Annotated in this window: 7 protein-coding genes; 4 read left to right on the forward strand and 3 right to left on the reverse strand. The window is 72.0% G+C overall.

The features are described from left to right. Nucleotides 1–277: 277 nt before the first annotated feature. Together ACIGWZ_RS06955 and ACIGWZ_RS06960 are read left to right on the forward strand one after the other, a co-directional pair. Nucleotides 278–1,117 (forward strand): sugar phosphate isomerase/epimerase family protein, encoded by an 840-nt coding sequence (locus ACIGWZ_RS06955; RefSeq protein ID WP_400061602.1) that lies wholly within the window; start codon nt 278–280, stop codon nt 1,115–1,117. 214 nt (nt 1,118–1,331) lie between these two features. After that, nucleotides 1,332–3,170 carry a glycoside hydrolase family 3 protein gene (locus ACIGWZ_RS06960; RefSeq protein ID WP_400061604.1) on the forward strand — a complete coding sequence of 613 codons (1,839 nt, stop codon included), beginning with the start codon at nt 1,332–1,334 and terminating at the stop codon, nt 3,168–3,170. 177 nt (nt 3,171–3,347) lie between these two features. Here the strand turns inward: ACIGWZ_RS06960 and ACIGWZ_RS06965 are convergent, their stop codons facing one another. From ACIGWZ_RS06965 to ACIGWZ_RS06975, 3 genes are all read right to left on the reverse strand, one after another. Continuing rightward, nucleotides 3,348–4,784: a S28 family serine protease gene (locus ACIGWZ_RS06965; RefSeq protein ID WP_400061605.1), complete on the reverse strand. Its 1,437-nt coding sequence runs from the start codon at nt 4,782–4,784 to the stop codon at nt 3,348–3,350. A gap of 106 nt (nt 4,785–4,890) precedes the next feature. Next, complete coding sequence (locus ACIGWZ_RS06970; protein ID WP_400061607.1) at nt 4,891–8,889, reverse strand: ABC transporter ATP-binding protein; 3,999 nt, start codon at nt 8,887–8,889, stop codon at nt 4,891–4,893. Nucleotides 8,890–9,242: 353 nt separating this feature from the next. After that, nucleotides 9,243–12,062 (reverse strand): discoidin domain-containing protein, encoded by a 2,820-nt coding sequence (locus tag ACIGWZ_RS06975; protein WP_400061609.1) that lies wholly within the window; start codon nt 12,060–12,062, stop codon nt 9,243–9,245. Nucleotides 12,063–12,408: 346 nt separating this feature from the next. Between ACIGWZ_RS06975 and ACIGWZ_RS06980 the strand changes: the two genes are divergently transcribed. Further along, nucleotides 12,409–13,230 (forward strand): ATP-binding cassette domain-containing protein, encoded by an 822-nt coding sequence (locus ACIGWZ_RS06980; protein ID WP_400061611.1) that lies wholly within the window; start codon nt 12,409–12,411, stop codon nt 13,228–13,230. Next, nucleotides 13,202–15,403 carry a YhgE/Pip family protein gene (locus ACIGWZ_RS06985; protein WP_400061613.1) on the forward strand — a complete coding sequence of 734 codons (2,202 nt, stop codon included), beginning with the start codon at nt 13,202–13,204 and terminating at the stop codon, nt 15,401–15,403. The genes ACIGWZ_RS06980 and ACIGWZ_RS06985 overlap by 29 nt, the downstream gene beginning before the upstream one ends. Nucleotides 15,404–15,511 lie beyond the last annotated feature (108 nt).

Here is a 15,511-nt window from a genome sequence, read left to right on the forward strand (position 1 = left end):
CTCTCGGGATGGGATCCTTGCTCCCTGCGTCCTGGTCACGCCCCCTGCCTGAGCCGGAGCTTAGCCCCGCGCTTCGCGCAAAGCAGCAGAGCCGCGACGGACCCGCGCCGTCCGTGGCCGCGGCGGGCCGGCTGAAACGTCCGTCGGCGGGCCGGATCCGGGCCGGTCGGCGCGTCGGAACCCCGCGGCCGCGGGCAGGACCTGATAGGCCGGGACCGGCGTCCGGTGCGGTGGCGCCGGGGACGGCGTGGGCGGCGAGGGGCGGCTGGGAGGCGGCATGGTGAGCGATCCGGGCGGGGCGGTGCGGTTCGCGTTCTCGACGCTGGGGGTGCCGGGCATGCCGGTGGCCGATGTACTGCGGCTGGCCGCCGGCGCCGGGTATCAGGGCGTGGAGCTGCGCGCGCATCCGGAGGAGCCGGTGCATCCGCTGCTGGGGATGCGGGAACGGGCCGCGGTGCGGCGGCAGTTCGCCGACGCCGGGGTCGCGATCCTGGCCGTCGCCGGATATCCGCAGGTCGCCGCCGCCCGGGACGGGGCGGGCGAGGGGGAGCTGGCGCAGCAGCTGACCGAGCTGGTGCTGCTCGCCGCCGATCTGGGGGCGCGGTACGTCCGGGTCTTCCCCGGTGGCGGCGACCGTCCGGCGGCCGCGGCGGACGCGGATGCCGCGCGCCGGCTGGCCGCGGTGGCGCCGCTCGCCGGTGACCGGGGCGTCCGCGTCCTGCTGGAGACCCATGACTCGCACCGTACGGGCGCGGCCGCCGCCCGCATCCTGGACCGCGTGGGGCATCCCGGGGCCGGCGCGCTGTGGGACGTGCTGCACAGCTGGCTCGGCGGCGAGCGGCCCGCCGACACCCATGCCGCGCTCGCCCCGCATCTGGGCTATGTCCAGGTCAAGGACGTCGCCTCGGCCCAGGACACCACTCCCCTGGCGCTCGGTGCGGGGCAGCTGCCGCTCGCGGACGTCCTGGCCGCGCTCGGGAACGGCTCCGGACCTGGCGGCTGGCTCTGCTGGGAGTACGAAAAGCGCTGGTACCCCGGGGCAGCCGAGCTCCCCGCCCTCCTGGCGCCGGGTCGTGCCCACCTCCAGGAGCTCCTCGACGCCGACCGGACTCCCTGACGGGGCCCGCCGCGCGGCCGCGGCACGCCCCCGCGCCGTCCGCCCCTCACCCACCCGGCCGCCCCGTCCCCGCCCCTCACACATCCCCCGCCGCCCCGCAATCCCTGAGCGCCACCACATTCCCAGTCATTGACCGGCACTAGTTTTCCGGCTATCCGTGTCTCCTTGGAAGTTTCCTTCACTTCGCCGAGGAAGCCCTCCGGAAGGAGCGCACATGCACTCCAGACGTACCGTCCTGACCACCGCCGCGGCCGCGTCCGCCGCCTGCGCCACCGGCGCCGCCCCCGCCCGGGCCGCCGGGGCGGGAACCGGGCGCCGGCCCGCCTCCGACGCCGGCACCCCCGCCACCGAGACCCGGCTGCGCCGGCTCATCTCCCGTATGACGCCGGAGGAAAAGGTCGGCCAGCTCTTCGTGATGCGCGTCTACGGGCACTCCGCGACCGATCCCGACCCGGCCGATGCCGCCGCGAACCAGCAGGAGATCGGGGTCTCCAACGCCGCCGAGCTGATCGCCAAGTACCACGTCGGCGGCATCATCTACTTCGGCTGGGCGCACAACACCCGCGAGCCGCACCAGATCGCCGACCTCTCCAACGGCATCCAGAAGGCCGGCGCCGCCCAGCCCGTGCCCGTACCGCTGCTGATCTCCACGGACCAGGAGCACGGCATAGTGGCCCGGATCGGCGCGCCCGCCACGCTCTTTCCCGGGGCGATGGCGCTGGGCGCGGCCGGCTCCCGCGACGAGGCCCGTACGGCGGCGCGGATCGCCGGCGAGGAGCTGTATGCGATGGGCATCCGGCAGGACTACGCGCCGGACGCGGACGTCAACGTCAATGCCGCCAACCCGGTCATCGGGGTGCGTTCCTTCGGCGCCGATCCGCAGGCCGTGGCACGGATGGTCGCCGCGGAGGTGAAGGGCTATCAGGGCGCCGGGGTCGCGGCCTGCGCCAAGCACTTCCCCGGGCACGGCGACACCGACACCGACAGCCATGTCGGGCTGCCGTACATCCACCACACCGCCGAGGAGTGGGAGCGGCTGGATGCGCCCCCGTTCAAGGCCGCGATCGCCGCCGGCATCGATTCGATCATGACGGCGCACATCGTCGTCCCCGCCTTCGACGCCAGCGAGGACCCGGCCACGCTCTCCCGCCCGATCCTCACCGGCATCCTGCGCGAACGCCTCGGCTACAACGGTGTGGTGGTGACGGACTCGCTCGGCATGGAGGGCGTACGGGTGAAATACGGCGACGCCCGCGCGCCGGTTCTGGCCCTCAAGGCCGGCGTCGACCAGCTCCTCAACCCGCCGGACCTCTCCGTCGCGCACGGCGCCGTCCTCAAGGCGCTGCAGGAGGGCGAGCTGTCCTGGCCCGACATCGACGCCAAGCTGCTGCGCATCCTGCTGCTGAAGGACCGGCGCGGGCTGTTCACCAACCCGTTCACCACGCACGAGGAGGTGGACCGCGTCGTCGGTATACGCCGTCATCTCGAATCCGCCGACCGGATCGCGGACCGCACCACCACCCTCCTGCGCAACGAGGGCGGCGTGCTGCCGCTGTCCCGGCTCCGCGAGAACAAGGTGCTGGTGGTGGGCGTGGACGCGGCGCCGCCGTCGGGCACCGGAGGGCCGCCGACGACGGTGCTGACAGAAGCCCTCGGGGGGCTCGGCTTCACGGCCACCGCGCTCTCCACCGGGCTGACGCCGCCGCAGACGCTGATCGACCAGGCGGTGGCGGCGCTCCACGACCGGGACGCGGCCGTGGTGGCCACCTACAACGTCACCGCGGACTCGCCCCAGCGGCAGCTGGTCACCGCGCTGCTGGAGACCGGGAAGCCGGTGGTGCAGCTGGCGGTCCGCAATCCGTACGACATCGCGCAGCTGGACGGCGTCAAGGCGGCGCTGGCGAGCTATTCCTGGACGGATGTGGAGCTACGGGCCGCGGCGCGGGTCATCGCCGGCCGGCAGAAGCCGACGGGGAAGCTTCCGGTTCCGGTGATGCGGGCGGATGCCCCGGGCACGGCGCTGTACCCGATAGGGCATGGGCTGACGTACTGATGCGCTGCTGACCGAAACGGCGAGAGGCAAACGGCGAGAGGAATGTGGCGAGAGGGAAAGGGCGCGCCCCCGTGCGGGAGCGCGCCCTTTCCGTACTGCGGATCCGTACCGGCGATCCGTACCGCCGATCCGTGAGCCGTGCCGCTTTCGCGGGTTCGCGGTTACCCGGTTACCCGGTTACGGCTGGAGCATCGGCATCCGGCGGATTTCCTGCCGGTCCAGCTTCTTGTCGTACGGGGCCAGTGCGGTGGGCTTGCCGCCCGGGGCGCGGACGCCGGCCCAGTCGAGGAGTTCGGCGGTGGCCTCGGTCCGGTCGGCGTCCTTCAGCTTGGCGATGTTCGAGCCGTGATTGCCGCCGGGCACGGTGAACACGTAGGAGTCCCGGGCACCCTTTCCGAGGTGGAAGTGCTCCGAACTCCACGGGTCGTACTGGCCGTTGACGAACATCATTCGCGTGGCGTGATGACGCACCCAGCGGTCGACATCGGGCATCGCGCGACGGTCGAAACGCATCGGGATGTCCTTCGGCACGAACGTCCGGGAATTGTTGATCCCCGGGTACTTCAGCAGATCCTTCAGCTGCGGGTAGCCGTAGCCGGGCTCTCCGAGCTGGGTGCCCGCCTGGTAGTAGTACGGGGTGTACGACTCCATGCCCTGGTCGGTGTAACCGGCGAAGCCGCCGACCTCGTCCATCCACTTCCACAGCTCGTCCGTGGAGACGGTCGGCTTGGGCACCGCGGGGCAGGCGGTCTCGGCCGGCTGGTACTGCCAGAACCCGAACACCAGGTCCGTGACCATGACTTCATAGGCCCGGTCGGCGCTGCCGACGGTCGTGAAGGTCTGCTTCTCCTTCTCCGCCCACGCCGCGAACCGCTTGACCATCTCCTCCCGCCGCACCAGCGCCTCGCGCTCGATGGCGGCGAGGTCGGCCCGGCACTGCGCGGTTCCGACAGTCGTGAAGAACCGGTCGTACGCCGAGTCCTCGTCGTTGTTGACGTCATTGGGCGCGACATAGGCGACGGTGCCGTTCATGTCGTGCGGGAAGAAGCGGCGGTAGTACGTGGCGGTCATGCCGCCCTTGCTGCCGCCGGTGGCGATCCAGTTCTTACGGTAAATGCGGTGCAGCGCGGTGAAAATACGGTGCTGATCGGTGGCCGCCTGCCGGATGTCCAGCTTTTTCCAGTCCGTGGGCTTCGGCCGCGACGGTGTGAAGTAACGGTATTCCAGCGAGACTTGATTGCCGTCGATGATTTTCGTGGGCTCGCTGCGCGTCGCCGTGGTGCTGACGTTGTAGCCGGAGGTGAAGAAGACCGTCGGGCGGTCCACCGACTTGTGCAGCAGAGTCAGCCGCTGCTGGAAAGTCCCCTTGGAGTGGTCCCGATGGTCGGTCCACTGGGTGTAATTCAGGACGAAATAGCGATAGCCGTCGACCGGCTTCTCCTCGACAAGGCTCATCCCCGGAATCGCAAGTATCCGGTCCTTGATGTCCTTGTCCTCTTTGACGGTTGCGCTCTTCGGCTCGGCGGCGGTGGCCGCTCCTGCCGAGGCTCCGCCGACTCCTGCCGTGCCTATGAGCACGACGAGCGACAGCAGCCATCTGAAGGTTTTGCGCATGCACCCTCCCCTTGGGATAGCAAAGGTCGGGCTGAACCTATCGGCGCAACGGGGCCGCCACCAGCCCCCTTTGTCCACTCGCGGAGAGCCGGTGGCGGGGCGCTGCTCAGACGGCGACCGACTCCTCCCCTGCCGTCGACGGGGAGGCCGCCGCCTCGCCGGTGAAGGTGCGCCACAGTTCGGCGTACCGGCCGTTCCGGCCGAGGAGCTGGGCGTGGGTGCCGTCCTCGGCGACGCGGCCCTGGTCCATCACCACGACACGGTCGGCGCGGGCCGCGGTGGTGAGGCGGTGGGCGACGACGAGCGTCGTACGGCGGCCGACGAGGCGGTCGGTGGCCTGGTTGACGACGGCCTCCGTGGCGAGGTCCAGGGCGGCGGTGGCCTCGTCCAGCAACAGCACGTCGGGGTCGACGAGTTCGGCGCGGGCCAGGGCGAGCAGCTGGCGCTGGCCCGCGGAGAGGTTGCGGCCGCGCTCGGACACCTCGTGGAGGTAGCCGCCGTCGAGCGTGGCGATCATGGCGTGGGCGCCGACGGCGCGGGCGGCGGCCTCCACCTCGGTGTCGGTGGCGTCGGGACGGCCGTAGGCGATGGCGTCCCGGACCGTGCCGGCGAAGAGATACGGCTCCTGGGGGACGACGCCGAGCCGGCGGCGGTAGTCGGTCAGGTCCAGGTCGCGCAGGTCGGTGCCGTCGACGCGGACGGCGCCCGAGGAGGGGTCGTAGAACCGCGCGACCAGTTTGACGAGCGTGGACTTGCCGGCGCCCGTCTCGCCGACGAAGGCCACGGTCTGACCTGCGGGAATGGTCAGATCTATGCCGGCCAGCGCCTGCTCGTCCCGGTCGTCGTGGGTGCCGTACCGGAAGTGCACGGCGTCGAAGGTGATGTCGCCGCGCAGGGCCGGCACCTCGCGCGGCCGCTCGGCGGCCGGGGTGGTGGTCGGCTCGCGCAGCAGCTCCTGTATGCGGCCGAGGGAGACGGAAGCCTGCTGGTAGCCGTCGAAGACCTGGGAGAGCTGCTGCACGGGGGCGAAGAACAGGTCGATGTAGAGCAGGTAGGCGACCAGCGCGCCGGCGGTGAGCGTGTGGGAGCCCACCCGGTCGGCGCCCACGATCAGCACCAGGGCCGCGGCGACGGACGACAGCAGCTGGACGAACGGGAAGTAGACGGATATCAGGAACTGCCCACGGATCCGGGCCTGGCGGTAGGCGGTGCTGCGGGAGGCGAACCGCTCGGCGCCGCGCCGCTCACGCCGGAACGCCTGGACGATCCGCAGTCCGGCGACGCTCTCCTGGAGGTCGCCGTTGACGACGCTGATGCGCTCACGGGCGAGTTCGTAGGCCTTGACGCTCAGCTTGCGGAAGAAGTACGTGCCGATGATCAGCGGCGGGAGGGTGGCGAAGACGACCAGGGCCAGCTGGACGTCGATGGCGAGCAGGGCGACGAGTATCCCGAAGAAGGTCAGCAGCGACACCACGGCGGTGACCAGGCCGGTCTGGAGGAACGTGGACAGGGCATCCACGTCCGTGGTCATCCGGGTCATGATCTTGCCGCTCAGCTCGCGCTCGTAGTAGTCGAGTCCGAGGCGCTGGAGCTGGGCGAAAATCTTGAGGCGGAGGGAGTAGAGGACCCGCTCGCCGGTGCGTCCGGTCATCCGGTTGGAGCCGATCTGGGCGGCCCACTGGGCGAGCACGACGACCAGGGCGAGCACCGCGGCCGTCCAGACGCCGGCCAGCGCGCCACGGCGGACGCCCTCGTCGATGCCCTGCCGGATGAGGATCGGGACGAGCAGACCCGCGAGGGCGTCCACCGCGACCAGTGCGAGGGCGATGAGCAGCGGCCCGCCGAAGCCGCGCAGCAGCCTGCGCAGGCCGTAGGAGCGCTCGGGGCGCACGGCCAGGTCCTCGTCGATGTCCGGTTGGTCGGTGGCCGGCGGCAGCGCCTCGACCTTGGCGAGCAGCTCGGGCGTGGCGGGCATACCGGCCAGCGCGGCGCCGAAGCTGGGCCCGCCCGCCGGGGCCGCCGCGGCGTCCGGGCCGTCCGGGTGTGCCTCGGCGGGCTGCCCGCGGCGGATCCACAGCTCGGGGGTGATGCCGGCCGGCCGGGTCCGGTCGGGCGCGCCGTCGGCCGCGGCGTGCTCGGCCGGGTCCGCTGCGACTTCGTCGGCCTCGAACTCGTCCACCCCGAGCGCGTCCGCCTCGAATTTCAGCAGGCCGGTGGCCGCGTACTCGCCGTTGAAGGCGCCGGCCGTCTCGCCCGCCGGATCGTGCCGGACGTCGCCCAGCTCGTCGGGGTCCGTCAGCAGCCTGCGGTAGAGCGGACAGCGGAGCTCCAGCTCCTCCTGGGTGCCGATGTCGACCAGCCGCCCGCCGTCGAGCACGGCGACCCGGTCGGCGAGCGCCAAGGTGGAGGCGCGGTGCGCGATGAGCAGCGTCGTACGGCCCGCCATCACGCCCCGCAGCGCCTCGTGGATCTCGTGCTCGACGCGGGCGTCGACCGCCGAGGTGGCATCGTCCAGGACCAGCAGCCGGGGGTCGGTGAGGATGGCGCGGGCCAGGGCGACGCGCTGCCGCTGGCCGCCGGAGAGCGCCAGGCCCTGCTCGCCGACCTTGGTGTCGTACCCGTCGGGCAGCTCGGATATGAAGCCCTCGGCCTGGGCAGCGCGGGCGGCGGCGCGCACCTGCTCGTCGGTGGCGTCCGGGTGGCCGTAGGCGATGTTGTCGCGTACGGAATCGGAGAACAGGAAGCTGCTCTCGGGAACGAGGCCGATGGCGGCCCGCAGCGATTCCAGGGTCAGATCGCGCACGTCGTGGCCGCCGACCAGGACCCGGCCCGCGGAAACGTCGTAGAAGCGGGGCAGCAGCAGCGAGACGGTGGACTTGCCGCTGCCGGAGGTGCCGACGACGGCGACCGTCTCACCGGCTTCGATCCGCAGCGAGAAGTCGTCCAGGACGGGACGGAGAGCGGCGGGGGCGGTCGCCGCGTCGGGGGCGGTACGGGTTTCGGCGTTCTCGGCGTTCTCGGTGTTCTCGGTGTTCTCGGACTGCGCCGGTGCATAGCCGAACGTCACCGCGTCGAACTCGACGGTGGCCGGGGCATCCGCGGGCAGCTCGTGTGCGCCCGCCCGCTCCTTTATCGACGGCTCGGTGTCGATCAGCTCATAGACCCGCTCCACCCCGGCGCGCGCCTGCTGGCCGACGGTCAGCATCATCGCCAGCATCCGGACCGGCCCGACGAGCTGGGCGAGATAGGTGGAGAAGGCGACGAAGGTGCCCAGGGTGACCTGCCCCTGGGTGGCCATCCAGCCGCCCATGGCCAGCATCGCGACCTGGCCGAGCGCCGGTACGGCCTGCAGGGCGGGGGTGTAGCGCGCGTTGAGGCGGACCGTCCGCAGCCGTCCGGCGAACAGCCGACGGCTGACCTCGCGCAGCTTGCCCGTCTCCTGCTCCTCCTGTCCGAAGCCCTTCACCACGCGGACGCCGGTGACCGCGCCGTCCACCACACCCGCCACGGCGGCCGCCTGGCCCTGGGCGTACCAGGTGGCGGGAAAGAGCCGGGCACGGCTGCGCTTGGCGATGTACCAGAGGGCGGGGGCGACGGCCAGCGCGACGACGGTGAGCAGCGGCGAGAGGACCGTCATCACGACGAGAGAGATCAGGAAGAGCAGGACGTTCCCGATCATCATCGGGACCATGAAGAGCAGGCCCTGGATCAGCTGAAGGTCGCTGGTGGCACGGCCGACGACCTGGCCGGTGCTCAGCTCGTCCTGTCGTCGGCCGTCGAGCCGTGCGAGGGCGGCGAACATCCTGGTCCGCAGATCGTGCTGGGCGTCGAGCGCGAGGCGGCCGCCGTAGAAGCGGCGGACATAGGTCAGGACGTAGACGACGACCGCGGCGACGATGAGCAGGGTGGCCCAGGGCGCGAGGGACCGGTCGTGGTTGACGATCACATCGTCGATGATCAGCTTCGGTACGAGCGGGACCAGCGCCATCACGGCCATCCCGCCGAGGGACGCGCCGAGCGCGAGCAGCACGTCTTTTTTGTACTGCCAACAGTCGCGCGTCAGCCGCCGCGCCCAGCTCTGTCGTCCCTCTTGCGTCCCCGCCACCGATGCCTCCCGCACCTCGACCTCTACCAACAGTCAAGAACATCGCGAGCGGCGGATTTCATCCCGCTGCAACAATCCCGGCCCGAGATGGGGGATTCCCCTGATCCGGCGTCGGGGGCGTCCCAGGGTCGGATGCGGGTCATCCCTGATGGTCTCGAGACCGCGCACTGGTCACGCTGAGTGACATGAAGCAATGGATTCGTCACCGATTCGCGGCGGCACTCGCAGGCCCTGCACCTTCCGCTCGTATGCGGAGCCGGCGGTGGGCCGGCGGAAGTGCCGCCCAGGCCCGGTCGTTCGCCCGCAGGGCGGGCGGGCGTCTCCGTCCATGTCCCGCCCCCGTGGGTTCCGGACTACGGATCACCGGCGGCGGTGCGGACGGTCAGCTCCGCGATGCCCGGGTGCTCGGGCGCCTTGCCGTTGCCCGGTCCGGCCTTTTCGCCGTGCAGCACGATCCGGACGTACCGGGCCGGGGTGCGGCCTCCGTAGCCGGTGCCCGTCCAGTGCCTGCCGTCCTGGGAGACCTGCGCGACGTAGGACTTCGGGCGGGTGGCGGTCCAGTGCGGGGTGATCTGGCCGACGGTGGTGGTCCGGCCGAGGTCGACGGTGAGGGTTGCGGTGGGGGTGTCCGGGGTCCAGGCGGTGGCGGAGTTGCCGTCGACGGCCGCGGCCGCGTACAGGCCGGGTTCCTCGGAGGTCGCCCTGGCGGCGGCGCAGCGGGCGGCGTCGGAGGTCGCGGCCAGGTCGGGGCGGCGGGTCTTGAGGACCGCGGGCAGGCCCCGGCTCACCACCTTCTCGCCCTCGGGGGTGGCGATCCGCATCGGCGCTCCGGCGGTCAGCCGCACGGTGGTGTGGTGCGCGCCGATCGCGATGTCGTAGGTCCGCCCCTGCCAGCGCAGCCCGCGCAGGGTGACGCCGTCGGACAGCTGGGGCGGCAGCATCGGGTCCAGGCGCACCTCGTCCTCCGCCATCTCCAGGCCCGTCAGTCCGTGGGTGAAGGTCTGCAGGAAGCCGCCCTTGCCGGTGAGGAAGTCCTGCGCGGGCCGGCCGGCGTGCGGGTCATCGGCGCCCGCCTTGTCGCCGCGCGCCTCGGAGAACTGCGCGAACGGGCCACGGACGAACGGTTTGATGGCGCGCAGCAGGTAGGTGTAGGTCGAGCAGCCGGCCTCGCCGAGGCCGGCGGCGTCGATGGCGTGCACGGAGTCCGTCATGGCCGGGCCGTCGGGGTCGGTGTGGGCGGCGTAGTAGTCGAGGGTGCCGGCGGCCTGCCGCTGCGACATGGGCCAGTGCAGCGGGTACATCAGCAGCACGGTGTCGGCCTGCTTGATGGTGGTGCCGCGGTAGCCGGCGTACTGCTGGAAGACCTTGTTGTGCGCGTCGTAGGGGATGCGGAGCCGGTCGGCGATGGTCTTCCAGGAGGCCGGGGCGGGTTCGCCGAGCAGGGCGGCGGCGCGGGTGGCGTGCCGCAGGGCGGTGGCGGCGCCGGCGTTGGTGAAGGCTCCGTCGGTGACGCCGTTGCTGTACTCGTCGGGTCCGGCGACGTTCTTGATGGAGTAGCTGCCGTCGGGGTTGCGGGTGGCGCGCGAGGCCCAGAACGCGGCGATGCCCTTGAGGACCGGCCAGCCGCGCGAGCGCAGCCAGGCGGTGTCCTTGGTGGCCAGGTAGTACTGCCAGGTGGCGAGGGAGATGTCGCCCATGAGGTGGTTCTGGGTCCTGCAGTGCGGCGGGTCCCAGCTGTGGCACTCGTTCCACAGGTCGCCCTTGCTGCCGCTGGTCCAGGGATAGAAGAGGCCGTCGTAGCCGAGTTTCCGGGCGTTGGCGCGGGCGCCGGCCATGGTCCGGTAGCGGTAGTCGACGATCGACCTGGCGAGCCGGGGGTGGCCGGCGAGGAGGCCGGGGTACATCCAGGTCTCGGCGTCCCAGAAGATCTCTCCGGCGTAGTTGTCGCTGGTCAGGCCGGTGGGGCCGATGCTGTTGCGGTTGCCGGCGCGGGTGCTGGAGAACAGTCCGTACTGCGCGGCCCGCACCCACGACTGCAGCTCGCGCCGCCCCTTCACCTCGATGTCGGTGCGCCACAGCCGCCGCCAGGCCGCGGTGTGCCGCGCGAACAGGGCGTCCCAGCCGCGGTCCGCGGCCCGCAGAGAGGCGGTGTGCGCGGCGGCGCGGGGGGAGCGGGTGGTGAGCGCGGTGTCCACGCCGACGTACTTCGTCAGTTCGTACGGGCGGCCGCCGTGCACGGGGAAGGTGACGCTTTGCCGGTTGCTCAGCGGGGCGGGCCGGTCGGCCCGGCGGGCTCCGGTGGCGTGGATGCCGGGGCCGGGGCGCAGCGTGGAGGCCACCGCGCCGTAGGTCCGCGTGCCGTTGGTACGGAAGGCGACGTCCATGGTGCGGCCGTCGGTGGCGGCATTGGTCCGGGTCATCCGGCGGGCGCCGCGGCCGTCGAGGATGTCGGTGACGGTGGCGGTGCCGGTCCAGTGGGGCGTCATCCGCAGGCGTACGGCGCCGGTGTGGGGGTCGTTGCGGTCGGCGAGGACGTCGTAGACCAGGTCGGTGGTGCGGCCGTCGGCGGCCGTCCAGGTGAGGGAGGTGCGCAGGAAGCCGCAGCGCAGGGAGAGCGTCTGGCGGTAGTGGGAGATCCGGCCGGGTGCGGTGGCGGCGGAGAACGTCTCGGGGCGGGGGCCGTCGGCGGTCACGTCGAGCGTGGTCCAGGTGGGGATCGCGGCGATGGCCTGGCGTCCCTCGACGCTCTTCGGCCCTTCGGCGTAGAGGCCGGAGACAAAGGATCCGTCGTATGCGGGGGTCTTGAGCGGCCAGCCGGTTGTGCCGCCGGGGGCCGCATATCCGGTGCCGTTGGGCGGTACCCGCTGCCCCAGGTAGCCGTTGCCGAGGAAGGCGTGGTGGGTGTCCTGGGGGTCGATGCGGGTGGCGGTCGCCGTCCAGCCGGGGTCCGAGCAGGGGGCAGGCGGTGCCGGGCGCCCGGCCGCTGCCGGGGACGACACGGTGTCCGCCCCGGTGTCCGGGACCGGCGCCGCGGCCGGCGCCAGCACGGCCACCACCGCTCCGGCGACCAGCGGAGCGACCAGGTTGCGCGTCCGTCGGCCCGCGGACCGGGGCGGCCGTCGCCGCACCGGGGCCTGCGAGGACGCCTTCACGGGGTGGGGGGAGTGATCCATGGTCCTCCGTCGTACGTGCGTGACCGCCCGTACCCATGTTCCGGCACAAACGGTCCGGACACCGCCTCGGACCGCGCGAAGCCGGGCCCGCGGACACGGCTGCGGGCGGGGCCCGGGAGCACGGCGGCGCGGCCGTCGGCACGCGGGCCGCCGGGACCTCGCACGAACATCGGAGCACCTCAAGACCCCTCCTGCGCCCGGGGAAAACCGTCGGTCACCCCGGTCGGTCGCGCCGTCGGCCACCCCGTCGTCCGCGCCGGATCGCGCGCCAAAGCGCTCCGATTGGTCAATAGGGCCACACTTACGGCACACTTTTAGACTGACCAGTCAGAACAAAGGAGGGGTTGTGGACACCACCCGTCAGGGGGCGGCGGTCAACGCCAGGGGAATCGGAGTGGAGGGCCCACGGGGGTGGGCATTCAGAGGTGTCGACATCTCCGCGGACCCGGGCGCGCTGATCGCCGTCCTGGGCCCCTCGGGATCCGGCCGCACGTGTCTGCTGCTCGCGCTCGCCGGGCGGATGCGGATCACCGAAGGGCAGGCGACGGTCGCCGGATTTCCGCTGCCCAAGCGGATGGGGGCGGTGCGCGGCCGTACGGCGATCGCGCACGTACCGGGCGTCGCCGATCTCGAACCGGCCCTCACGGTCGGCGAACACCTTCAGGAACAGGCCCTGTTGGGCCACCGGCTCAAGGGCTCGCTGCCCTGGGGACGCCGCCACAAGGAGGCCGTCCGGGCCCGGGTCGACGCCGCGCTGACGGCGGCCGGACTCGACGCGGACACCCTGCCCAAGGGTCTGCGGACGACCGTCCGCGATCTGGAGCGGCTCGAGGCGCTGCGGCTGTCCATCGCGCTCGCGGTGATGCACGGCCCGTGGCTGCTGGCCGTCGACGACGTCGACCTGAAGCTGTCCCCGCCCGAACGCGCCCAGGCCTGGCAACTGTTGCGGGATCTCGCGCGGGCGGGCACCACCGTCGTCGCCGCGGGCAGCGACGCACCCACGGACGCGCTGATCGTCCGTACCGCGCCCCTCGACACCGAGCGGACCGCACGCCAGGCCGCCCGCACCGCACCGGCCGCCGACACCGATGCCGACAAGCCCCAGAACTCCGGGAACCAGGACAAGGAGGAAGCACCGCATGCGTTCGCCGAAACTGGCCGCGCTTGAGCTCAGGCGTTTCGGCAGGGGAAAGCTTCCCCGGCTGGGCCTCGTCGCCCTGATGCTGATCCCCCTGCTGTACGGAGCGCTGTACCTGTGCTCCTTCTGGGACCCCTACAGCCGCCTCGACAAGATCCCGGTGGCGCTCGTCAACGCCGACCGGGGGGCCACCGCCGACGGCAAGAAGATCACCGCGGGCGCCGATCTGGCGAAGAACGTCAAGGACAGCGACACCTTCGACTGGGAGGAGGTCAGCGCCGCGGACGCCGCCAAGGGCGTCGAGAACGGCACGTACTACCTCTCGCTGACCGTCCCGAAGAACTTCAGCGAGCGGATCGCCTCCAGCTCCGGCGACTCCCCGCAGACCGGTGCGCTCCAGGTCCGGACGAACGACGCCAACAACTACATCGTCGGCTCCATCTCGAAGACGGTGTTCTCCGAGATACGGGCCAAGACCTCGGCAAAGTCGTCGCGGGCCTTCCTCGACAAGATCTTCGTGTCGTTCTCCGATCTGCACGACGAGACGGCCAAGGCGGCGGACGGCGCCGGGAAGGTCGACAAGGGCCTGGGCACCGCCAAGGACAAGACCGGTGAACTGGCCGACGGGCTGGGCAAGCTGGACCAGGGCTCCGGTGACGTCAGCAAGGGCGCGGGCGACGTCAGCAAGGGCGCGGGCGACCTGAGCAACGGTGCGCACAAGCTCAACAAGGGCGCCTCGCAGGCCGTCGGCAAGGCCCGGCAGCTCAGCCAGGGCGCGGGCCAGGTCGCGGACGGGACCCAGCAGCTGGCCGAGAAGGTCCAGGGGCTCGCCAAGAAGGACCTGCCCTTCCTCAGGGAGCACGGCGCGGAGATCGGCCGGAAGGCGCGCCTGGTCGCCGACCTCACCCAGGATCTCGACGAGGACCTGAGCAAGCTGCCGGACAACTCCGCCCGGGCCGCCGCCCAGGCACGGCAGAACGCCGACAACGCCGCGAAGCTGTACCGGGAGCGCTGCGGCGCCCTCGGCACCGACCCCGACTGCCCCGAGCTGAAGGGCATCGCGGACGGCACCGAACTGGCCGCCGACGCGGCGGAGAAGGTCAACGACACCATCGCCCACACGGACTTCGGACAGCTGCGCACCAAGCTGCGGGAGCTGCACGAGGGCGCCGTGATGGTCGCCGACCAGGCACCGGGCATCGCCGGCCGCGCGGACACCGCGATCGGTCAGATCAACCAGCTCAACGCCGGTGCCCACAAGGTCTCCCAGGGCGCGGTCCGGTTCGCGGACGGCATCGCCACTCTCGCCGACGGCAGCGGTGACCTGGCCGACGGCGCCGGCAAGCTGTCGGACGGTGCCGGCAAGGTCGCCGACGGCGCCGGCAAGGTCCACAGCGGGCTCGGTGACGCCAAGGAAGGCGCCGAGAAGCTCACCGGCGGCCTGTTCAAGCTCAAGGACGGCTCCAACCAGCTGGCCGACGGGCTGCACAGCGGCGTCGCCAAGATCCCGGACTACGACAAGACGGACCGCGACGCCCGCACCGAGGTGATGGCCGACCCGGTGGAGCTGGCCGCCAAGTCGATGCACAAGGCGCCCAACTACGGCACCGGCCTGGCGCCGTACTTCATCCCGCTGTCCCTCTGGGTCGGCGCGATGGTCGCGTTCATGCTGCTCCAGCCGCTGGGCAAGCGCGCGCTGGCGGCCGGTGCGCCGGGCTGGCGGATCGCGCTGGGGTCCTGGCTGCCGGCCTTCGCCATCGGCGTCGTCCAGGTGCTGGCCCTGATGGCCGTGCTCCACTGGGGCCTCGGCCTGGAGATGGCACGCTCCGCCGCCACCATCGGCTTCCTGCTGCTGGCGACGGCCGCGTTCACCGCCATCATCCAGTTCTTCGGGGCGCAGTTCGGCCCGGCGGGCCGGGTGCTGACCCTGGTGGTGCTGATGCTCCAGCTGACCTCGGCCGGCGGCACGTACCCGGTGCAGACCAGCCCCGGTTTCTTCGCCGCCATCCACCCGTTCCTGCCGATGAGTTACGTCGTCGACGGCCTGCGCCGGCTGATCACCGGCGGCGACCTCGGCGTCGTCTGGCAGGGCTCGGCGGTCCTTGCGGTCTTCACCCTCGGCGCGCTGGCGCTCACGGCGCTGACCGCGCGCGGCCGGCAGGTCGTCCGGATGAAGGATCTGCATCCGGAGCTCAGCCTGTAGCCGGAGCGGAAACAGCAGAGCGAAGGGGGCGGCGCCACACCAGGCGCCGCCCCCTTTCGGCTGCCCGTGGCGGGCCGGCCCGCCAGGGCCCGGCCGGTGGATCGGGGC

Origin of the sequence: Streptomyces sp. NPDC053427, from assembly GCF_044544985.1 — a bacterium.
GTDB lineage: Bacteria > Actinomycetota > Actinomycetes > Streptomycetales > Streptomycetaceae > Streptomyces.